Raw genomic sequence first — 20,195 nt, forward strand, 5'->3', positions numbered from 1 at the left:
TAAAAATATTAAAAAACCTGTCTGTAGGTTTAATTTCTCTCTTTCAGCATTGGTACGAACTGAAAGTCGCCGTAGGTAGTTTTATGAAACTCCTTTTCGCTGATGCGTTCGTAGAGGGTCATTACTTGTGTTTTTTCGCCTATGGGTATCACCATACGTCCGCCAATGGCTAATTGCGCCAATAAGGCATTGGGTACATAGGGAGCCCCCGCCGTGACTAATATACGGTCAAAAGGGGCTTCTTGAGGCAGACCCTTATAACCATCGCCAAAATACATCTGTACAGGACGGTTTATCAGTTTGGGTAGTAGTTGTTGGGCGAGCTTGAAGAGCTTTTGTTGTCGCTCGATAGTATACAGATATACCCCGAGGTACATCAGCACACTTGACTGATAGCCGCTGCCAGTGCCTATCTCTAACACCTTTTGGCGCGGAGCTACCTGTAGCAGTTCTGTCTGAAAGGCTACCGTATAAGGCTGCGAGATAGTTTGGTCTTCGCCTATTGGGAATGCCTTGTCTTGGTAGGCGTGGTCTTCAAAAGAGCTATCCATAAACAGGTGGCGTGGTATAGCCCGTATCGCCTCGAGCACACGCGTATCGCGTATGCCTTTTTCTTTGAGCAGGTCGGCTAGCTGATTGCGCAGACCGCGGTGTTTTAAAGTGTCTTTCAAAGGGAACATTTTTCAGTATGAAATAGGTTATAAAAAGTTATAGTACAAAAAATCTTACAAAAAATTGGTATTAACAAAAAATTTTCTATCTTTGTACGCAGAAATAAACTAAATTAGCAAGAGATGAAACGTTTTAATCAAAAATTACCTTTCATCTTTATCCTTTTACTATTAGTATCTTGCCGCGCCACAGAGACTTCGGTGCAGGTAGTAAAAGTAGAGGATAAGTATGAAATGAAACTACCTACTTCTCTTACTTACCAAAACAATCTTTATGACCAAGCCTCGCTAGAATACGCCAATCCTAAAGAAGCCTTTTTTGTGGCTGTGATTGACGATAATCGAGAGGAACTGACAGAAGCTCTGTTTGAGCTGCTGAAAGACAAGCTGGGCGTACAAACCAAAAAAGCTTTTGCTGAGCGCTTCCGCCTAAAGGATTACTTTGATGTGTGCTATCAGGGTTGGGTAGAGGCTAAGATGATGCGCCCTTCTGCGGCGAAAATCACAACCACTACTATTCATAGGCTGCCTGCTATGGTGGTTGAGACTACTGAACAAGTAAACGGCAATAAGGTGTTCTACATAGTGGCAGTGGTAGAAACTGAGAAAACTTATTACCAAATCTTTACTTGGACACTCGATAGCAAAAAGACTCAAAACGAGCAGCAAATGAAAGAAATTATCAGCTCTTTTAGAGAGTTATAACTGCTAAAAAGGCTTTGACAAAGTTTCGAACTTTGTCAAAGCATTTTTTGTTTTGTATCTTGTATTTTGTCTTGTTTTTAGACTATCACAATTACAAAGTAGTTCTTCTTCCCGCGTTGTAGCAAGACAAACTTGTCGTCGATGATGTCTTTCTCACCAATTATATAGCTTTCTTCTACTTTTTCTTTATTTACAGCGATTGATTTCTCTTTTAGTGCGCGTCTTGCTTCGGAGTTAGAGGCTATAAAGCTTGTTTTGGCCGATAAAGCCGCTATCATATCTAAGCCTGCCGCTATGTCTGCACGAGTTACTTCAGCTTGTGGTACTCCGTCGAACACTTCTAAGAATGTTTTAGCATCTAACTGTCTGAGGTCGTCAGAAGTTGAGTTGCCAAAGAGTATTTGCGAAGCTTTTTGGGCTTTTTGTAGTTCCTCACGTCCGTGTACGAGTACGGTTAGCTCTTCAGCCAATTTGTTTTGCAATACGCGTAGGTGAGGGGCTGCTTGGTGCTCGCTGATAAGTTGCTCAATCTCTTCACGGCTTAGCATCGTAAAGATTTTGATGTATCGCTGTGCATCTTCGTCGGATACGTTTATCCAATACTGGTAGAACTTATAAGGCGAGGTTTTTTCAGCATCAAGCCATACGTTGCCGCCTTCGCTTTTGCCAAACTTAGTACCATCGGCCTTAGTGATAAGCGGACAAGTAAGGGCGTATGCCTTGCCTCCTGCTATACGGCGGATAAGCTCGGTACCAGTAGTGATATTGCCCCACTGGTCAGAGCCCCCCATTTGTAGCGTTAGTCCTTTTTGGCGGTATAGGTGCAAAAAGTCATACCCTTGTAGCAATTGGTATGAAAACTCAGTAAACGACATACCATCGGTGTTTTCGTTGGGGTCGAAGCGTTTTTTTACTGAGTCTTTTGCCATCATATAATTGACAGTGATGTGCTTACCGATGTCGCGAATGAATGACAGGAACGAAAATTCTTTCATCCAGTCGTAATTATTAACTAACTCGGCACGGTTAGGGGCTTCGCTTTCGAAATCGAGGAATTTAGCTAATTGCTTTTGGATACCCTTTATATTGTGAGCGAGTACTTCTTCTGTTAATAGGTTGCGCTCAGCTGATTTGCCTGAAGGGTCGCCTATCATACCGGTAGCACCCCCTACTAAGGCATAAGGTTTATGTCCGCATTTTTGAAAGTGGCGCAACATCATCACGCCTACTAAGTGACCAATATGTAGCGAGTCGGCAGTAGGGTCAATCCCTACGTAGGCAGCGCGGAGCCCTTCCATAAGGTGTTGTTCTGTTTCAGGCATAATATCCTGAATCATACCGCGCCAGCGCAGTTCTTCTATAAAGTTCTTCATTAGTTTATTTGTTATATATTACAATATTATCATTATTTACTAAACTCACGTTCTTCTTGCTCTCCCGTTAGCATATTCTTCAGTATATAGGTGCCTTTTTGTAGCTCGCTTTCGCCTATAATAGCTACGTAGGGTATGCCGCGTTTGTTAGCGTAGTCCATTTGCTTTTTAATCTTAGCCGCTTCGGGGTAAAGTTCTGCTTTTTTGCCTTCTTTTCTGAGTTGTTGCAAAAGCTTCATACTCTGTAGCGCTTCGGCATTGCCAAAGTTTAAGCAAAGTATTTTGACTGTACTATTAAGTGTTTCGGGGTAGAGGTTGAGCTCTTCCATCACCAAACCGATACGGTCTAAGCCAAATGAGATGCCAATACCGCTCATTCCTTTGAGACCGAAAATGCTGGTTAGGTCGTCATACCTACCACCGCCCCCTATTGAGCCCATTTGCACTCCGGCAGGTGCCGCAATCTCGAAGATAGCCCCTGTGTAGTAATTCAGTCCGCGTGCTAAGGTAACATCGAGGTCTAATAAGGCAGTTTGTAGCCCTAATGCTGCTATTTGTTCTCCTACGAAAGTGAGTTCTTCTATGCCTTTGCACCCCACTTCGGAGGTAGCTAAAATAGCAGATAAGGCAGCTAACTTCTCGGTAAATGACCCTTTGAGCCCAAAGATAGGTTTTATCTTTTCGATAGCTGCTGCGTTGATACCTCTTTCGCTCATTTCTTTTATAACGCCCTCTTCACCTATTTTGTCGAGTTTGTCTAAAGCTACTGTAAAGTCGATGAGTTTATCGCTTTCGCCTATCACTTCAGCAAAACCACTGAGTATTTTGCGGTTGTTAATTTTTATAGTAACCCCTTTTAAATTAAGCGCTGTGAAAACCGCATCGTACAACTGAACGAACTCTACCTCTTGCCACAAGCTATTGCTGCCCACCACATCGGCATCGCATTGGTAGAACTCTCTGAAACGCCCTTTCTGCGGACGATCGGCACGCCAAACGGGCTGTATTTGGTAACGCTTGAAAGGGAAAGTAAGTTCGGCTTGGTGCTGTACTACATAGCGCGCAAAAGGTACCGTTAGGTCATAACGCAAGGCTTTTTCGGATATTTGAGGGGTGAGCTTTTGAGGGTTCTTAGCCTCCCAATCTTCTTGTTTTACCCCTTGTGTAAAATCACCAGAATTGAGGATTTTGAAGATAAGGCGATCGCCCTCTTCACCATATTTGCCCATTAGGGTATCATAATTCTCAAAACTTGGCGTTTCGATAGGTTGAAAGCCAAAAGTGCTAAATGTATCGCGGATGGTATTGATGATAAAGTATCTTTTTGCTAATTCGGCAGGTGAAAAATCACGGGTGCCCTTAGGAATACTGGGTTTCTGTACAGCCATTGTTCTTTGTTTATTCAAGGTTAATTCTCAAAAAATAATTAGATAGCTTGTTGCTTTTCTCTTTATAACACCGCAAAGGTACAAAACAATTAATAATTAGCATTAATAATTGGCAATTAATTTTTATTTTATACCTTTGTGTCCTAAATTAAATAATTGGAACAATGAAAACAGAAAGCAGCTTAAATCAGAAACAAGGACACTGGATTCTTGCTAAACTTGGCAAAAAAGTATTGCGCCCCGGTGGTCGCTTGCTTACCGAATGGTTGGTACGCAATTTAGAGATTACCTCTAAAGACGATGTGGTAGAGTTTGCCCCAGGGCTGGGCTTTACGGGGAGTATAGCCTGCTCTTACAAACCTTTTAGCTATACGGGGGTTGATATGAATAAAGAGGCGGCAGTACTTGCTAAGAAGAATATCCGCTACGATAAGGCACGAGTGATTATAGCCGATGCGGCTGATACCCAACTGCCTGATGGTTTTGCTGATAAGGTATACGGCGAGGCGATGCTAACTATGCAGCCTATTGAGCACAAACGAGCCATTATAAGCGAGGCGTACCGCCTGCTTAAACCAGGGGGCTATTATGCTATACACGAACTTGGCTTGCAGCCTGATGAGGTGAGCGAAGAGGTGAAAAATGGCCTTTTTAAAGACCTTAGCAGCAACATCAGGGTACACGCCCGACCTATGACGGCTAAAGAGTGGAAAACACTTTTAGAAGAACAAGGTTTTAAAGTAATAAAAGAACAACACAGCCCGATGCTATTATTAGAGGGTAGCCGTATTTTAGAAGATGAAGGCTTTTTCCGCACCCTCAAATTCTTATTCAACTTATTGCGCTACCCTGACTTGCGCAAGCGCGTTCAGAAAATGAAACAATCTTTCCGCAAGCACCAGCAAAACCTTGATGCTATTGCTCTTATTGCTCAAAAACCCCTTTAGCTTCTTGCCAATAGGCTTCCATTTCGGCTAAAGTCATATCGCGTAATGACTTACCGCTCTCGGCAGCCTTGCGCTCTAAGTACTGAAAACGAGCTATGAACTTCTTATTAGTGCGCTCTAAGGCATCTTCGGGATTTACTTTTAGAAAACGCGCATAGTTTATCAAACTGAAAAGCACATCGCCAAATTCAGCTTCAATGGCGGTGTGCTTTTGTGCTTTTACTTCGGCGTGAAGCTCTTCTATTTCTTCTTTTACTTTGGCAAACACATCGTCTATATTATCCCAATCGAAGCCTACCCCTGCCGCTTTATCTTGTATGCGACTGGCTTTTACAAGGGCTGGCAGACTTTTAGGCACGCCCCCTAATACGCTCTTGTTGCCTTCTTTTAGCTTTATTTTTTCCCAATTGCGCTTTACATCTTCTTCGTTATCAACCTTCACATCGCCATAGATGTGAGGGTGGCGTATGATGAGCTTTTCGCACACCCCATTGGCTACATCAGCAATATCGAAATCGCCAGTTTCGCTGCCTATTTTGGCATAGAAAACAATGTGTAGCAATAGGTCGCCAAGCTCTTTTTTTACCTCTTGCAGGTCGTTATCGAGTATGGCATCGCCTAATTCGTAAGTCTCTTCGATAGTGAGGTGACGCAGGCTCTGCATTGTCTGCTTCTTGTCCCACGGACATTGTGCCCGCAGGTCGTCCATTATGTTTAGTAGCCTTTGGAAGGCTTCGAGTCGTTTGTCCATTATATCAGTCCTATAAATTTGCTACGGGCTAAAAGGCTAGCGCCTAAAAGTCCTGCTTTTTCGCCTAATTTTGATACTTTTATCTGCGAATCTTTATTTACTAAGTTTAGTGAATACTTTTTGATAGCACTGCGCAGCGGTAGTAGTAGGTAGTCGCCTGCAGTGGCAAGCGTGCCCCCTATAATCACCAATTCGGGGTTGAAAAGGTTGATAAGGCTAGCAGTATGCTTGCCCAAAGCATTGCCCACTTCTTCTATAAGCTCTATGGCGAGCATATCTTCTTGTAGGGCTACTTTTATGATGTCTTCTAAAGAGATAGGTGCTTTGGGGTCGTAGTTCTTTTGCTGGGTGAGTAGAGACGAGTGTCCGTGTTGGAGTTTGTCTATAAATTTGCGGTGTAATGACGAGCCAGAGGCTTCAGTCTCTAAACAGCCTTTTTTGCCACAGTGGCAGAGTATTTCGTTATCGAAAACGGCTATATGCCCAAACTCGCCCGAAAAGCCTGACTTGCCGTAATACAGCTGTCCATCGATGATGATACCTAAGCCTAAGCCCCAACTTACATTCAAGAATAGAATATCTTTTTCGCCTTTTACCCTGCCTTTTATATATTCGCCGTAAGCCATTGCGCGGGAGTCGTTATCGATGGTAACGCCTATGCCCAAACGCTCTTCGAACATTTCGGTTAGAGGGCGTTCATCGAAGTAAAAACCGCTGTAACTATGTCCGGATTGGGTATTGACGCGGCCTGAAATATTGATGCCGATACTGAGAATATGCTCTTTAGGAACCACTGTTTGCGCTATAAAGTCGTTGATGATTTGGCACAAGAGCTCAAAGCGCTCTTGCGGCAACTCTTCAGCAAAAGGAATACGGATTTTTTCGTCAATCAGTTCGCCTTTGAAGTTGATAAGCCCTATATTGACGTGAGAATGGGTGATATCTACCCCAATGAAATAGCCCGAACTCTCATTAAGTCCGTAAACATTAGGGCGGCGGCCTCCAGGGGTTTCGAGCTTCCCAAAGTCCATTACGATACCGTCGTCAATGAGTTCGCCTACTAGCTTGGTAACCGTAGGTACGCTGAGATTGAGCTCCTTACCGAGGTCGGCAAGGGTGTTATCACCGTTATTGATGTAATAACAGATAATGTCTTTCTTAAGAGAGGCACTGCGGATGCCCATTCTTACTTCTTCTAAAAATTTAAGAGCCATATTTTTTGATTTGTCGATTTGTCGATTTGCTGATTTGCCGATTTGTCGATTTGTCAATTTGATGATTTTTATAGAAACATCCCCCCTTCACATACTCCGCTACGCCAGCTCGCGGACTTCCTTCAAAGGGGGAGCCCATACACGAACATAATACTAGTTAGTGATTGGCTAATTAACTCATTGACTAATTGACTAATTGGCAAATTGACTAATTAATAATCATCTGTACGGTGTCTGATGATACTTGTTTTAGCAGTACGTTTTTGCCGGTTGCTACTTCGGCAATAGCTGCTTCGGTAGCGTGCCTAATGGTGTAGAGCGTTACCCCTTCGGTTACCGATACTTTGAAACGCTCTTCTAACTTCTCTAAAAGCTCTGGTAGCGTATCAAACTTGTTTTCAACACATACTGAAAAGCTGATAGCTGAATTTTGTATCACACTTACTTTCATTTGAGCTTTGTGCAAACTCTTGAAAATGTAGCTGATACCCTCTTCCATAATAAACGAAAAGTCGCGAGAGGAAAGAGAAAGCAGTATTTGGTCTTTTTTGAGTATAAAACAAGGTACTTTAGGTTCTAAACTCGCTACATTGCACACCGCACTACCTTCTTCGGTAGGATTTACAAATGAGCGCACGTATAGCGGTATCTCTTTCTGCTGGAGTGGTTGTAGCGTTTTGGGGTGAATGACTGATGCACCGTAAAACGCTAACTCTATCGCCTCTTGGTAAGGTATTTTGCGCAACAACTGGGTATGCTGGAAATAACGAGGGTCGGCATTGAGTACCCCTGGAACGTCTTTCCAAATCGTTACGCTCTTAGCGTTTAGGCAATAGGCAAAGATAGCCGCCGTATAGTCGGAGCCTTCGCGCCCAAGAGTGGTGGTGAAGAAGTTAGCATCGCTACCCAAAAAGCCCTGTGTGATATTGAGCAACGACTTGTTGATATTATTGCTGATATTGGTTTGAGTTTCTTCCCAATCGATACCTGCATCGCGGTAGTTGCTATCGGTCTTGATGAGGTTGCGCACATCTATCCAATTGTTTTTGATGCCGTTATCGTTTAGATACTGGCTGATGATAGTGGTAGAGAGCAGTTCGCCAAAGCCTATGACTTGGTCGTACACAAAACTGTGCTTAGGCGACTTATTGCGCTCTAAAAACGAACTGAGTTCGGCGAAAAGACCATCGACTTTCCAATAAACAGGGTGGTTTTCGTCGCTGAAGAGTTCGCGTATAATCTGGTAATGAAAATCTTTAATAGTCTGTAGGCTTTCGGGCAGCTGAGCAGGGGCTTTGAAGTAGTTATTAACTACGACTTCTAAAGCATTGGTGGTTTTGCCCATAGCCGAGATAACAATGAGAGAATGGGCATAGCCTACTTTTTCTAATATTTTAGCGACATTGCGCACGCCTGCAGCATCTTTTACTGAGGCACCTCCGAATTTAAATATTTGCATATTCTCTTTAATTTGCAAGAATTTAGTTTTAATGCCGCAAAGTTAAAAAAATATTTAATAATAAGAGCGCTAAAAAGTGTATTTTTTTTGATAAAAAAAGATGGGAGGAATGAGAAGGCTGGGAGGTTTGGGAGGAATAGGGGGGATGGTAGGATATTTTTCTGGTTTTTAGTCGATGATTAGACGTTTATACTTTGCTCATCTTTCGCTAAACCTTCGCTCTTCCTGTATTCTTCCTATATTGTTTGTATAGGGTAGATGGCTACAGAAATTTTTTCTATCTTTGTCCCCTTAATTATTATACTATGAAAATCGTTATATCACCGGCTAAAACTATCAATGAAACCTCTCCGCTCCCCACAGAGCGTTATTCGTCGGCTATCTTTACCAAAGAAATCGCTGAGGTACACGCGGCTCTTCAGCCATTGTCGCCTCAGCAACTCTCGACCTTGATGAGTATTTCACCCAAACTTGCTGAACTGAATTGGCAGCGTAACCAAGTCTTTACGATGCCTTTAACTCCGCAAAATGCGCGTCCAGCCCTTTTTGCCTATGATGGCGATGTATATGAGGGGCTTGATGCTTATTCGCTTGCTGAGGCTCAACTTAATAAACTGCAAGAGAGTTTGCGCATTCTCTCAGGGCTTTATGGAGTCCTTAAGCCTTTAGACCTTATCGCTCCTTATCGGTTGGAAATGGGCATTAAACTATCCGTAGGCAAGGCAGCGAACCTTTATGCTTTTTGGAAGGAGCGCATCACTCAGGCTCTTAATGATGAATTGGAAGAGGGGGAACTTTTTATCAATCTCGCCAGTGAAGAATATTTTAAGGCGATTGATACTGCTAAGCTAAAAACAAGCGTAATAACCCCTGTTTTTAAAGATTACAAGGGCGATACGCTGAAAATAGTGAGTTTTTACGCCAAAAAAGCCCGTGGACGTATGGTGCGCTATTTGGCTGAAAACGATATTCGCTCGGCTGAAGACCTCAAAGGCTTCAACGCTGATGGGTATGTGTTTTCGGAAAAATTTTCGGAAGGGAATACGATTGTTTTTATTAGATAATTAGCTGATTTGCCGATTTGTCGATTTGCCGATTTGTCGATTTGCCAATTTGTCGATTTTTGTAGAAACATCCCCACTCTTTATATAACATCCCCCCTTCACATACTCCGCTACGCCAGCTCGCGGACTTCCTTCAAAGGGGGAGCCCATACACGAGCATTATACTAGCAATATGTTGATTGACAAATTGACTCATTGACAAATTGACTCATTGGCAAATTAGCAATTAGCAAATTGACAAATCAATTACGAGTCCTTCGTTGGCGCGGACATTGAATACGGTATCGTCTTCAAAAATAAGGTATTGTCCTTTAATACCAACCAGCGTGCCAGTATAGGTAGGGGTGCGGAGCAGTTGTAGTGACTGCACTTTGGTAGGATATTGTTGCACAGGGAAGTGTATCTGTAAAGGCGCTATATCTTCGGTGATGTAGGGTTGCACCTCTTCGGGTACCCAAGGACGTACTTGGGCTTTCACCGCTAATAAATCTACTGGGGTGATTTGGTTGGTGAGCATCTTGCGCCAGTTGGTTTTGTCGGCTAAATGCTCTTTGAGAGCTACTTCGGCTACCCCAGCTAAATAGCGGTTGGGCACTTCAGCAAGTACCAAAGCCTCGTGCGCCCCTTGGTCAATCCAGCGGGTAGGAGCTTGCGTTTTGCGAGTTACCCCCACTTTTACCTCGCTTGAATTAGCCAAATATACGTAGTGCGGCTGCAACTGCACTTGTTGCTCGTAGGTTAAATCGCGCTCTTCGATGTTTAGATGCGCTTTGCTCAGTTCGGGGTGCATTATCCAATCGGCAGTTTGAGGAACTTCAAAAAAGCACTCTTTGCAATAGCCCTGCCTAAAAATAGGCTTGTTCTGACCACAATTCAAACACTGAAAGCCCTTTAAATCTATAGTGATGGCCTTGCCTAATAGATTGTTCATCAGTACATAATCGCCCTGCATAGGCAGGTAATACCGTATAGGGTCAGCCCATTCGGTTAGCATCTTCTGTAATACACCTTGAAACATATTTTCTTTGTTTTTCTAGAAATTTAGGTGCAAAGATACACCCTAATTTGCTAACTGACAAATTTGTTACTTTTGCTAATTATGCGTACCTTTGCACCAATGAAGAAGCGTTTGCTACATATCATCAGTTATATACGTAAAAAAGTACGTCAGCACCCTATCAAATCGGGGGTGGCTCTGCTATTGCTGCTCGCTTACGCCTTTTGTTTACCGCGCCATCTCTTTCCGCAGCCCTATGCTACTGTGCTTGAGAGTGCAGAGGGGAAACTGCTGTCGGCTAAGATAGCTACAGATGGGCAATGGCGTTTTCCGGAGGTAGATAGTGTGCCTTATCGGTTTAAAATGTCGGTATTGCAGTTTGAAGATGCTCATTTTTATCACCATTGGGGGGTAAATCCGGTATCTGTAGTCAAAGCCTTGGTGCGCAACGTAAAGAGCGGACGGGTGCAGCGGGGAGGGAGTACGCTTACCCAGCAGGTAGTGCGTATAGTGCGCAACCACCAGCAGCGTACTTATGCTGAAAAACTGATAGAGATGATTTGGGCTACCCGTTTGGAGTTCAGGTATTCGAAAGAATCTATTCTCAGGCTTTACGCCTCGCACGCGCCTTTTGGAGGGAATGTAGTGGGACTTGATATGGCAGCTTGGCGGTATTTTGGGGTGGCGCCTCATCAGCTTTCGTGGGCGCAAAGTGCTACCTTGGCAGTATTGCCCAACGCGCCCAGTCTTATCTTCCCCGGTAAGAACCAACAGCGACTATTAGCTAAGCGCAATGCCCTACTTCACAAACTTTATACGGCTGAAATTATCGATAAAGAGACCTATGACTTAGCCCTTACTGAGCCCTTGCCAACAGAGCCACACCCTATTCCGCAGTTGGCTCCTCATCTGTTGGCATATGCGAGTAAGACCCTTGAAGGTCAGCGTATTACCACCTCTTTGCCTATCGATTTGCAACAGAAAGTCAGTCAGATAGTAGCGGGTTATTACAGTCATTATTCGCAATCGGAGATTTATAATATGGCAGCGCTGGTGGTAGAGGTTAAAACGCGTAAGGTTTTGGCTTATGTGGGTAATACGCCTACCGATGAGAACCATCAGAAAGACGTAGATATCATTCACGCACCACGCAGTACTGGCAGTGTATTAAAACCCTTTTTATATGCGGCTATGCTGCACGAGGGCGAACTGCTGCCCACTACCTTAATCCCAGATGTGCCAACGCAGATAGCAGGTTATTCGCCACAGAACTTTAGCAATAGTTTTGAGGGAGCAGTACCAGCAGATATGGCATTAGCCAAATCGCTGAATGTACCTTTTGTGTGGCTTTTGCGGCAGTTTACTACCTATCGTTTTTATGAAGTATTGCAGAAGTTGCGACTGAAGAATATATCGCGCCACCCTGACCATTATGGTCTGTCTATCATCTTGGGAGGAGCCGAGAGTAACCTATGGGATTTGGCGCAAGCGTATACTAATTTGGCTTCTGAAGTAAATGTTTTTGCCGCTACTCAGCAGTATCGTAGCGCCGAGTTTCAGTCCCTTAGCTATATGGCAGGAAATTCTCCTGATTTTGGCAAGGCTACCACAGCCCTTCCGACTATTAGGGCAGGGGCTCTCTACAGTATGTTTTCGGCTATGAAAGAAGTAAACCGCCCTACTGATGATGTAGCGTGGCGGTATTATGAGTCCGCTAGGAAAATAGCTTGGAAGACAGGTACCAGCTTTGGTAATAAAGACGCGTGGGCAATAGGGGCTACCCCCGAATATGTGGTGGCCGTATGGGTGGGCAACGCTACAGGGGAGGGGAGGCCTACCCTTACGGGGGTATCGTATGCGGCTCCTGTGATGTTTAGTATCTTTAATGCTTTGCCGCACACTACGTGGTTTCAACAGCCTTTAGACGATATGCGCGAGGTGACGATATGCGAGCAGTCGGGCTACTTAGCCAAACCTGAATGCCCTCAGAAGCTCTTGCGTACGACTCTTGCCCCAAAAGAGATAGGACAGTGCCCTTATCATAAGTTAGTGCATCTTACTCCTGATGGGCAGTATCAGGTAAATGCTTCTTGTCAGCCAGTAGACCAGATATATACCAAAGCGTGGTTTGTGTTGCCCCCTGTGATGGAATGGTACTATAAGCAGCAACATGTACACTATCAATCATTGCCGCCTTTTCGCTCTGATTGTACCGAAGGGGTAGCCCAAAAAGCGTTAGATTTTGTGTATCCTAAGCACTTGAGTGTTATCTATACTACTAAGAGTTTTGGAGGGGAACAACAGCCTTTTGTGGCTAAAGCAGCCAATCGCTCTGGTAAGCTATTTTGGTATATAGATGATGTTTATTTGGGTACTACTGATACTTTCCACGAGATGAATATCTTTGCAGCCAAAGGAGAGCATTTGCTTAAAATAATCAATGAAAAAGGCGATGAAAAGACGATAAAGGTGATTTGCCAATGAGTTGATGAGTCGATTTGCCAATTTGCCAATTTGTCGATTTGTCGATTTGACAATGAAGTAATATTGTTATTAACAATTAATAATTAAAAAATGATTACACAATTACAAGGGAAACTCGTAGAGAAGAACCCTACTAATGTAGTGATAGACTGCCAAGGGGTAGGGTATTTTGTTAATATTAGTCTCAATACTTATGCTGCTTTGCCAGAGGGTGAGGCTATTAAATTATATACTTATTTGCAAATTAAAGAAGATGCTCATACACTTTATGGCTTTCTTACTAAAGCAGAGCGCGAAGTGTTTGTACTGCTTATTTCAGTTTCGGGGGTAGGAGCAGGTACGGCACGGACGATGCTCTCCTCCCTAACAGCAGCACAAGTGCGCAATGCTATCGTCAATGGTGAGGTAGCTACTATTCAGTCAGTGAAAGGTATAGGTGCTAAAACTGCCCAACGGGTAGTACTCGACCTAAAAGATAAGATGCTAAAACTCCAAGACTTTGCCGATGCCCCTATTAGTGCAGTAAGTACCCATAAAGAAGAAGCCCTTTCCGCCCTAGAAGTATTAGGCTTTGTGCGTAAGCAGGCTGAAAAGGTAGTCGATAAGATAGTACAAGCAGCTCCAGACTCGCTATCAGTAGAAGATATTATCAAGCAAGCCCTAAAGAGTTTGTAATTTAAGATTTATAATTAAAAAGGCGCTGTTAGTATTAACTAACAGCGCCTTTTTAATTATAAATATGAATAATGGTGTGAAAAACTTATTACATCATTCCTGGCATACCGCCACCCATTGGTGGCATAGCAGCCGCTTTATCGTCTTTAATGTCTACCAAAGCACATTCAGTAGTAAGTATCATTCCAGCTACTGAAGCAGCGTTTTCAAGGGCAACACGGGTTACCTTTTTAGGGTCTATGATACCTGCTCTAAACATATCAGTATACTGTCCGCTCTTAGCGTTGTATCCAAAGGCTTCGCGTGAAGACTCAAGTACTTTTGATACAATTACAGAACCTTCTACTCCTGCGTTTTCTACGATAGTACGTAGCGGAGCTTCAAGGGCTTTAAGTATGATTTTTATACCAGTTTCCTCATCAGCGTTTACAGGTTTTATTTTAGCCAAGGCATTCTTAGCGCGTAGTAGAGCGATACCACCACCAGCTACGATACCTTCTTCAACCGCTGCACGGGTAGCGTGTAGAGCATCATCTACACGGTCTTTTTTCTCTTTCATTTCTACTTCTGAAGCAGCTCCGATATAGAGTACTGCTACCCCACCTGATAGTTTAGCCAAACGTTCTTGTAGCTTTTCGCGGTCGTAGTCTGAAGTAGTGTTTTCTATTTGTGCTTTTATTTGTGCAGCACGTGCTTTAATATCTTCTGATTTACCAGCACCGTTTACGATAGTAGTATTATCTTTGTCGATAGATACTCTTTCAGCAGTACCAAGCATATCAATAGTAGCGTTTTCAAGGGTAAAGCCTCTTTCTTCAGCTATTACAGTACCTCCAGTAAGGATAGCGATATCTTCAAGCATTGCTTTGCGACGGTCTCCAAAACCAGGAGCTTTCACAGCAGCAATACGTAGGGTACCGCGTAGTTTATTTACTACAAGGGTAGCCAAAGCTTCACCATCGATATCTTCAGCGATAATCAATAGAGGTTTTCCAGACTGAGCTACGGGTTCTAACACTGGCAACAAGTCTTTCATAGTAGAGATTTTCTTGTCGTACAACAAAATGTAAGGACGATCAAGTTCTGCTACCATTTTCTCAGAGTCAGTTACGAAGTAAGGAGATAGGTAACCACGGTCAAACTGCATACCTTCTACTACATCTACGTAAGTGTCAGTACCTTTAGCTTCTTCTACAGTGATAACACCCTCTTTACCTACTTTTTCAAAGGCTTGAGCGATAAGTTCACCAATAGTTTCATCGTTGTTAGCTGATATTGAAGCTACTTGTTTTATTTTTTCTGATGAAGAACCTACTTCTTTAGCTTGTTTAGCAAGGTGTTCTACGATTTTTACTACGGCTTTATCTATACCGCGTTTCAAATCCATAGGGTTAGCACCTGATGCCACGTTCTTAAGACCTTCTTTTACGATAGCTTGTGCCAATACAGTAGCGGTAGTAGTACCGTCACCAGCAAGGTCGTTAGTTTTTGAAGCTACTTCTTTCACCATCTGAGCGCCCATATTCTCAAGAGCGTCTTCTAGTTCTATTTCTTTAGCCACGCTCACCCCGTCTTTAGTTACTTGAGGCGAACCAAATGATTTGTTAATAATAACGTTACGTCCTTTAGGACCAAGAGTTACTTTCACTGCGTTAGCCAACGCGTCAATACCGCGCTTTAAGCCTTCACGCGCTTCTATGTCAAATTTAATATCTTTTGCCATTTTTACTTTTTATTTGATGATTTATTAGAAGATGTAGAGGTTTTTGAAGGGTTGTTACCTCTTCCTCCACCACTTTTATTTCCTGTTGTGGAAGGCATATTCCCTCCTGTACTATGGAATGGATTGCCTGGTTTACTTGTTGTTGCCATAATTTTCTTTTTTAGATTACTGCCAACACGTCATTTTCACGCATAATAAGGTAATCTTTACCTTCCAATTTCAGTTCTGTACCTGCGTATTTGCCGTATAGTACGGTATCGCCTACTTTCAGGGTTACAGGGTTATCTTTAGTACCAGCACCTACTGCTACTACAGTACCTTTTTGAGGTTTTTCTTTTGCCGTATCAGGGATAATGATACCCGATGCAGTGGTTGTTTCAGCTACGGCTGGTTCAATCACCACTCTATCAGCTAAAGGTTTGATATTCAATTTTGCCATTATTTGTTTAGTTTTTAGTTATTAACTCATTTACTTACAAATTTGTTAATTTTCAAATTTGCTAATCTCCTATTCCCTAAAACCGTGCCAATCTCTAAAAACTGACATTTTGTCAGTATATATTAAAGTCAATCATAAACATTTCGTTAAAAATTAGCACTAACAAAATAGGAGGGTGTCCAAAAAGTTTTTCGTGTATATTGACCATCTCATCTCCCCCTTTGAAGGAAGTCTGCGAGCTGGCGCAGCAGAGTATGTGCATAGGGGATGTTAAGTTTATATTAACAAACCCTTTTCAAGAAGAAATAAAACTTTTCGGACAACCTCTTAGAATAGAAATCGTATAAATGTCTCAAGGAGACAGATTTTTCTTAGTTACCTGTGTTAGTAGAGGTTGCAGGAGTTGCAGGTGCCTCAGTAGCGTTGTTAGCAGGCGCTTGTTGTAGAGGAGCTACAGGAGTATTGCCGTCTAATAGTTTAGAGTCAGCGTTGACACCGGTATTGCTGAGCAACAAAGTGTTAGCTACTAAGATAAGCACTGCCAAAGCGCCGGCAAATGTCCAAGTACTGCGCTCAAGAAAGTCACCGGTTTTCTTCACACCACCCACTACTTGGGTATTACCTCCAAAGGTAGAAGAAAGTCCGCCCCCTTTAGGGTTTTGAACCATAATAACTAAAGCGAGTAGTAAACATACCACTACACATAAAACTAAAAAGATGTTGAATGCTGTCATTTGTTATAAATTATTTTGCTGTAATTTTTTGATATTTTCTATTTGGGCTGCAAAGTAAGCACTTTTTTTTGGATTTTTCAAAATTAATATTTGATAAGCCTGTATGGCTTGTTTGTATTTACGCTGATTTACATACACTTGCGCTAGTGTTTCAGTCATCAATTGTCTCTCATCACCCTTCACTTCATCTGCCAAATTCACGTTCGACACATAGTCTTTAGAGGCTTCAATTTTCGGGTTGTTCTCTAAGAATTTATCTATGAGCTTAAATTTCTCTGCCACAGTGTCACTCTGATAATGCGCAGGCGTAGGGTCGTCAGCCGGTGGTGGGGGCGACCAAATGGGCATCTCAGGCTTAAGCGTAGGCTGCTCCGTCTTAGGTACGAATAGGTCAGTCAGCTCCTGATGGTTGATAAGCTCATCAGGGATAATCTTTTCCTCAAAGATTGGGTCGGGTAGGGTAGGGCGAAAATTACGCGGACTATTATCTATATAGCTCACTTTTGGTGGCGCATTGTCTTCTACCGCTTCTTTGCGCTCGTGTGCTTTACTAATACGCTCAAAATCAGACCTAATCGTTGAGAAATCAGGAATAATATCTTTTGAATTGATAAAGTTAAACAGCACCGTGCGGTCAGTCACGTGTACGGCTGCCAGTTTCAGAGCTTTGCTATAGCGATAGTTACCCTCAGAGTGCAGCAGTTTGAGTTGCAATACCCTTGCTGCCTGAAAATAAGGGAACTCCTTCACTATCTCGTCTAATTCGCGCGCTTGTGCACTGCTGATAGTGTAGGGCTGCCTAATAATCTCTATGAACTCCTTTACTGTCAATTTGTCAATTTGTCAATTTGCTAATTTGCTAATTTGTCAATCTTTCTCATTGGCAAATCAGCAAATCAGCAAATCTACCAATCTGCTAATGATGCGTTAAAAATATCTTGAGTGATGCGTTCGAATATCTGCGGTATAGCCTGTCCTTTCACCGAGTTAAACTGAGCGGCAGCCGGATAATCATAGTAGAAAGAAAAACGTTTTTCAAAGTCTTTTTTCTCTTCAGTATGATTGGTAAAACGCACATTTACACCTATAGTCACGCGGTTTTGGGCAGCGGTTTGTCCTGCAGTAGCCGTCATCGGGGTGATGCTAAATTCCACTATTTCACCCTCATATACTAAGTCGCCATTGCGGTCGGTAAGGCTTAGGTTTGTTTGGTTATTGATAAGGTCTTGCAGGGCGAGGGTAAAGTCTCGGTCAAGACCAGGTTCTACTAACGGAGCGTCATTTCGGAAGAAATTAACCTGAAAAGTCTTAGCACTTCCGGTACTTCCTCCGGTGAAATTGTAGATACCGCAGCCTGTAAACCCTAAGGCTAAAAGTATATATATAAGGTATTTCATTTCAGTAGAAAAGATAATTTAGCGGGCAAAGATAATAAAAAAATGGCAAATGGCAAAAGACAAATGATAAATAGCCTAAAAAACTGCAAGGTAACTTAAGTATCCTTGCAGTTTTTCAATTCTTTTGATTAGTAATTACTGACTAATTATGCGCAATTCCTTGCAAAAAGTCCTTAGGGTGTCCTATTCTGTTAAATAGGGCTTTAGCAGCAATAGCTTTTTCAGTTAAATATCCCTCGTTATTATAAGGCTCTGCGCTATCTTTAAATTTAATTTTTATCTGATGTTCGTCCCACATCTTCTTTTCTAAATCTTTTTTTTCTTCTGTTGTCATAGTTGTTTATTTTTTAAATGAATTAGGTATCCTACATAATCAGTATTGGGGTTAAATACCTCAAACTCTTCATTAGGCAACATTCCATAGATGGTGAATGTTTCAAGAGCTTCTGATAAATATTTTGTAATTCCACGTCTATACAGCCTATTGCGGGTATGTGTGCTCCCTGTTGCAAATATATAAGCATCAGGATTTTTGTTTATGAAGGTATATACAGTAGAAATAACAGTAGCTAATATTTTTTCTGTATCACCATTGTTTGTTACAGCCTTATCATTAATATGTCCAGTAGTTGTATCTCTATCTCCAAAAGCTAAATTAAAAACGCCCTCATTAATTTCTTCATAGAGTACCATTTTTTCTACTGTACCATTCTTTCCTTCGCTAATAAAAGTAAATTTATACAATTTATCATCAGAAGTAACTTCGTATTGTGGTAGGTTCATTTTTTTTGGTAAATTATTCTTCAGTGCAAAGATACGAATAATTTATCAATTAGCAAATTTAGAATAATGCACAATTTTGCGTAAGTCTATTGGTTTATAAATTCTTGTTCTTCTTTAGTGAGCATAAACTTAGCTTCACCTTGTTTGTGAGGAGTAACATATTCAAAGAAAGGTTCTTCTACATTTATACGGTCAGCTTTTTTAATGTGTTTACCCTCTTGCAAGCCCGTACGCAAGAAAGATTGCTCAATGTTAGCCTTGTCTTTTTTTCCTTCATATTCAAATATCGTACTCCCTTTTAATAAGAATGAGCTAAACAAAAGTTTCCCTTTGTATGGGGTAAAGCTAATTTCCCAACTTCCTTTATTGTCAATAGTCTTGTAGGGTATTTTCTTTTTCTTTGAAATACCCTCTTTTGAAGTAGGTTTTTCGTTGAATACAATACGTTTGATAGCATTGGTAGCATTATCAAAATAAACCATCGAATTTACAAAATAGATGTATTTACTTTTGTTAATATAGCTATCAGCATTAAAGGTTACAATAGTATTTTCTTTATCTTTTTCTACTTTTTTAATCTCTATGTTCTGGGCGTTGTTAAGCAATATTAAGTAGAAATTAAGATGAAGATATGGCAATACGAAAGAAGGTGCAAAAAAAGCACTATTTGTACCCTCATCAAGGTCAGATATTTTCGAATAATCTGTGTTTTTAAGGTGAATATGTATATTTTCATTGAGTGTTTTTTTAAACTGAAGAATATAGTTTTTGCTCCACCAATCCAGCTGTACTTGGTAAAGGCGTGTAAGGGTATCATTTTTTATAAACTTCTCTCTATAAGTACATTCCAATATTTTAGCTTTAGTGTCATATAGTTTAAAGTAATTATCCATAACATATTTTACCTTGCTTTTCAAATCGAAATTATATAACACCACTTCATCAAGTTGTATTTCTTGAGGATTGAGATAGATGGTTGCTTGAGCAAAGGTTTTGTCAGTAAAAATCTTCTTAGTTTCGTAGCCAATATGGCTCAAAACAAGCGTATCATTTTCCAAAGTGATGCGCACTTTCCCCTCATTATTGCTAATAGTTCCGTTGAGGGAGAGCGTATAATAAGCCTCAGCATTACCTATGGGGAGTTTAGTAGAGGCATCAAGCAGCGTAAAATCAATAACTTGAGCTTGCAAAAAGTTTTGTAGGAAAAATAAGAAAAAGAATAATTGTTTCATTTTGTTATTATTTTAATATAAACGAACTGTACAAAAAGTTTTTAGTAAATCACTCTTAAGCACAAAGATACGAATAATTTATCAATTAGCAAATTTGCCTATTAGCAGAAAAATTTTCTCTTTACACTTACCCTTTACATTCGATATAGGAACAATACA

The 20,195-nt window shown here is 41.6% G+C and carries 21 protein-coding genes; 5 read left to right on the forward strand and 16 right to left on the reverse strand.

The genetic code is table 11. The features are described from left to right. Window positions 1–29: 29 nt before the first annotated feature. Window positions 30–680: a protein-L-isoaspartate(D-aspartate) O-methyltransferase gene (locus FOC45_RS02020; protein ID WP_009389324.1), complete on the reverse strand. Its 651-nt coding sequence runs from the start codon at window positions 678–680 to the stop codon at window positions 30–32. Between the two features lie 114 nt (window positions 681–794). Here FOC45_RS02020 and FOC45_RS02025 point away from each other — a divergent pair, with 114 nt between their 5' ends. Beyond that, on the forward strand, window positions 795–1,376 hold the full coding sequence (locus FOC45_RS02025) for a hypothetical protein (RefSeq protein WP_009389326.1): 582 nt from the start codon (window positions 795–797) through the stop codon (window positions 1,374–1,376). A gap of 77 nt (window positions 1,377–1,453) precedes the next feature. Here the strand turns inward: FOC45_RS02025 and tyrS are convergent, their stop codons facing one another. Both tyrS and hisS read right to left on the reverse strand, forming a co-directional pair. Beyond that, complete coding sequence (tyrS, locus tag FOC45_RS02030; protein ID WP_009389328.1) at window positions 1,454–2,749, reverse strand: tyrosine--tRNA ligase; 1,296 nt, start codon at window positions 2,747–2,749, stop codon at window positions 1,454–1,456. Window positions 2,750–2,781: 32 nt separating this feature from the next. Beyond that, a complete protein-coding gene (gene hisS, locus FOC45_RS02035; protein ID WP_009389330.1) occupies window positions 2,782–4,137 on the reverse strand; it encodes a histidine--tRNA ligase in 1,356 nt (451 codons plus the stop codon). A gap of 164 nt (window positions 4,138–4,301) precedes the next feature. Between hisS and FOC45_RS02040 the strand changes: the two genes are divergently transcribed. Continuing rightward, window positions 4,302–5,084 (forward strand): class I SAM-dependent methyltransferase, encoded by a 783-nt coding sequence (locus FOC45_RS02040; RefSeq protein ID WP_009389332.1) that lies wholly within the window; start codon window positions 4,302–4,304, stop codon window positions 5,082–5,084. Here the strand turns inward: FOC45_RS02040 and mazG are convergent. The 3 genes from mazG to FOC45_RS02055 form a co-directional block, all read right to left on the reverse strand. Then, on the reverse strand, window positions 5,062–5,835 hold the full coding sequence (gene mazG, locus FOC45_RS02045) for a nucleoside triphosphate pyrophosphohydrolase (protein WP_009389334.1): 774 nt from the start codon (window positions 5,833–5,835) through the stop codon (window positions 5,062–5,064). The genes FOC45_RS02040 and mazG overlap by 23 nt on opposite strands. After that, complete coding sequence (locus FOC45_RS02050; protein ID WP_009389336.1) at window positions 5,835–7,049, reverse strand: ROK family transcriptional regulator; 1,215 nt, start codon at window positions 7,047–7,049, stop codon at window positions 5,835–5,837. Before FOC45_RS02050 ends, mazG begins: the two co-directional genes overlap by 1 nt. Before the next feature lie 208 nt (window positions 7,050–7,257). Further along, window positions 7,258–8,508 (reverse strand): aspartate kinase, encoded by a 1,251-nt coding sequence (locus tag FOC45_RS02055; RefSeq protein WP_009389345.1) that lies wholly within the window; start codon window positions 8,506–8,508, stop codon window positions 7,258–7,260. 305 nt (window positions 8,509–8,813) lie between these two features. Here FOC45_RS02055 and yaaA point away from each other — a divergent pair, with 305 nt between their 5' ends. Beyond that, window positions 8,814–9,572 (forward strand): peroxide stress protein YaaA, encoded by a 759-nt coding sequence (yaaA, locus tag FOC45_RS02060; protein WP_009389347.1) that lies wholly within the window; start codon window positions 8,814–8,816, stop codon window positions 9,570–9,572. Window positions 9,573–9,798: 226 nt separating this feature from the next. Here the strand turns inward: yaaA and FOC45_RS02065 are convergent, their stop codons facing one another. Then, the gene (locus FOC45_RS02065) at window positions 9,799–10,590 is read right to left on the reverse strand and encodes a DUF2797 domain-containing protein (protein ID WP_009389351.1); all 792 of its coding nucleotides are present in this window, start codon (window positions 10,588–10,590) and stop codon (window positions 9,799–9,801) included. 81 nt (window positions 10,591–10,671) lie between these two features. Here FOC45_RS02065 and pbpC point away from each other — a divergent pair, with 81 nt between their 5' ends. Together pbpC and ruvA are read left to right on the forward strand one after the other, a co-directional pair. Next, window positions 10,672–13,053 carry a penicillin-binding protein 1C gene (gene pbpC / locus FOC45_RS02070; RefSeq protein ID WP_009389353.1) on the forward strand — a complete coding sequence of 794 codons (2,382 nt, stop codon included), beginning with the start codon at window positions 10,672–10,674 and terminating at the stop codon, window positions 13,051–13,053. Window positions 13,054–13,143: 90 nt separating this feature from the next. Continuing rightward, the gene (gene ruvA / locus FOC45_RS02075; protein ID WP_009389354.1) at window positions 13,144–13,728 is read left to right on the forward strand and encodes a Holliday junction branch migration protein RuvA; all 585 of its coding nucleotides are present in this window, start codon (window positions 13,144–13,146) and stop codon (window positions 13,726–13,728) included. A gap of 88 nt (window positions 13,729–13,816) precedes the next feature. Here ruvA and groL read toward each other — a convergent pair whose 3' ends face one another. From groL to FOC45_RS02115, 9 genes are all read right to left on the reverse strand, one after another. Beyond that, entirely contained in the window at window positions 13,817–15,451 is a 1,635-nt protein-coding gene (gene groL / locus FOC45_RS02080) for a chaperonin GroEL (RefSeq protein ID WP_009389355.1), read from the reverse strand. Window positions 15,452–15,453: 2 nt separating this feature from the next. Then, window positions 15,454–15,600 carry a hypothetical protein gene (locus tag FOC45_RS11940; RefSeq protein ID WP_009389357.1) on the reverse strand — a complete coding sequence of 49 codons (147 nt, stop codon included), beginning with the start codon at window positions 15,598–15,600 and terminating at the stop codon, window positions 15,454–15,456. 11 nt (window positions 15,601–15,611) lie between these two features. Then, window positions 15,612–15,890: a co-chaperone GroES gene (gene groES / locus FOC45_RS02085; protein ID WP_002673428.1), complete on the reverse strand. Its 279-nt coding sequence runs from the start codon at window positions 15,888–15,890 to the stop codon at window positions 15,612–15,614. Window positions 15,891–16,261: 371 nt separating this feature from the next. After that, complete coding sequence (gene secG, locus FOC45_RS02090; protein ID WP_009389360.1) at window positions 16,262–16,624, reverse strand: preprotein translocase subunit SecG; 363 nt, start codon at window positions 16,622–16,624, stop codon at window positions 16,262–16,264. A 3-nt stretch (window positions 16,625–16,627) separates the two neighbouring features. Then, window positions 16,628–17,455 (reverse strand): hypothetical protein, encoded by an 828-nt coding sequence (locus FOC45_RS02095; protein ID WP_009389363.1) that lies wholly within the window; start codon window positions 17,453–17,455, stop codon window positions 16,628–16,630. A gap of 74 nt (window positions 17,456–17,529) precedes the next feature. Continuing rightward, window positions 17,530–18,021, reverse strand: coding sequence for an LptE family protein (locus FOC45_RS02100; protein WP_009389365.1), 492 nt, complete (start codon window positions 18,019–18,021; stop codon window positions 17,530–17,532). 142 nt (window positions 18,022–18,163) lie between these two features. Continuing rightward, window positions 18,164–18,355: a hypothetical protein gene (locus tag FOC45_RS02105; RefSeq protein WP_009389367.1), complete on the reverse strand. Its 192-nt coding sequence runs from the start codon at window positions 18,353–18,355 to the stop codon at window positions 18,164–18,166. Next, window positions 18,352–18,804, reverse strand: a complete 453-nt coding sequence (locus tag FOC45_RS02110) for a hypothetical protein (RefSeq protein ID WP_009389369.1) — start codon at window positions 18,802–18,804, stop codon at window positions 18,352–18,354. Before FOC45_RS02110 ends, FOC45_RS02105 begins: the two co-directional genes overlap by 4 nt. An 86-nt stretch (window positions 18,805–18,890) precedes the next feature. Further along, window positions 18,891–20,036, reverse strand: a complete 1,146-nt coding sequence (locus FOC45_RS02115; RefSeq protein ID WP_009389371.1) for a hypothetical protein — start codon at window positions 20,034–20,036, stop codon at window positions 18,891–18,893. Between the last annotated feature and the right edge of the window lie 159 nt (window positions 20,037–20,195).

The organism is Capnocytophaga sp. FDAARGOS_737, assembly GCF_009730375.1.
Lineage (GTDB): Bacteria > Bacteroidota > Bacteroidia > Flavobacteriales > Flavobacteriaceae > Capnocytophaga > Capnocytophaga leadbetteri.

Excerpts from the sequence above, each read along its gene's own strand:
- yaaA (WP_009389347.1), top strand. The coding sequence starts at position 8,814 with ATGAAAATCGTTATATCACCGGCTAAAACTATCAATGAAACCTCTCCG.
- FOC45_RS02115 (WP_009389371.1), bottom strand. The coding sequence starts at position 20,036 with ATGAAACAATTATTCTTTTTCTTATTTTTCCTACAAAACTTTTTGCAA.
- FOC45_RS02025 (WP_009389326.1), top strand. The coding sequence starts at position 795 with ATGAAACGTTTTAATCAAAAATTACCTTTCATCTTTATCCTTTTACTA.
- hisS (WP_009389330.1), bottom strand. The coding sequence starts at position 4,137 with ATGGCTGTACAGAAACCCAGTATTCCTAAGGGCACCCGTGATTTTTCA.
- pbpC (WP_009389353.1), top strand. The coding sequence starts at position 10,672 with ATGCGTACCTTTGCACCAATGAAGAAGCGTTTGCTACATATCATCAGT.
- tyrS (WP_009389328.1), bottom strand. The coding sequence starts at position 2,749 with ATGAAGAACTTTATAGAAGAACTGCGCTGGCGCGGTATGATTCAGGAT.
- ruvA (WP_009389354.1), top strand. The coding sequence starts at position 13,144 with ATGATTACACAATTACAAGGGAAACTCGTAGAGAAGAACCCTACTAAT.
- FOC45_RS02040 (WP_009389332.1), top strand. The coding sequence starts at position 4,302 with ATGAAAACAGAAAGCAGCTTAAATCAGAAACAAGGACACTGGATTCTT.
- FOC45_RS02055 (WP_009389345.1), bottom strand. The coding sequence starts at position 8,508 with ATGCAAATATTTAAATTCGGAGGTGCCTCAGTAAAAGATGCTGCAGGC.
- secG (WP_009389360.1), bottom strand. The coding sequence starts at position 16,624 with ATGACAGCATTCAACATCTTTTTAGTTTTATGTGTAGTGGTATGTTTA.
- FOC45_RS02065 (WP_009389351.1), bottom strand. The coding sequence starts at position 10,590 with ATGTTTCAAGGTGTATTACAGAAGATGCTAACCGAATGGGCTGACCCT.
- groES (WP_002673428.1), bottom strand. The coding sequence starts at position 15,890 with ATGGCAAAATTGAATATCAAACCTTTAGCTGATAGAGTGGTGATTGAA.
- FOC45_RS11940 (WP_009389357.1), bottom strand. The coding sequence starts at position 15,600 with ATGGCAACAACAAGTAAACCAGGCAATCCATTCCATAGTACAGGAGGG.
- FOC45_RS02110 (WP_009389369.1), bottom strand. The coding sequence starts at position 18,804 with ATGAACCTACCACAATACGAAGTTACTTCTGATGATAAATTGTATAAA.
- FOC45_RS02105 (WP_009389367.1), bottom strand. The coding sequence starts at position 18,355 with ATGACAACAGAAGAAAAAAAAGATTTAGAAAAGAAGATGTGGGACGAA.
- groL (WP_009389355.1), bottom strand. The coding sequence starts at position 15,451 with ATGGCAAAAGATATTAAATTTGACATAGAAGCGCGTGAAGGCTTAAAG.
- mazG (WP_009389334.1), bottom strand. The coding sequence starts at position 5,835 with ATGGACAAACGACTCGAAGCCTTCCAAAGGCTACTAAACATAATGGAC.
- FOC45_RS02100 (WP_009389365.1), bottom strand. The coding sequence starts at position 18,021 with ATGAAATACCTTATATATATACTTTTAGCCTTAGGGTTTACAGGCTGC.
- FOC45_RS02020 (WP_009389324.1), bottom strand. The coding sequence starts at position 680 with ATGTTCCCTTTGAAAGACACTTTAAAACACCGCGGTCTGCGCAATCAG.
- FOC45_RS02050 (WP_009389336.1), bottom strand. The coding sequence starts at position 7,049 with ATGGCTCTTAAATTTTTAGAAGAAGTAAGAATGGGCATCCGCAGTGCC.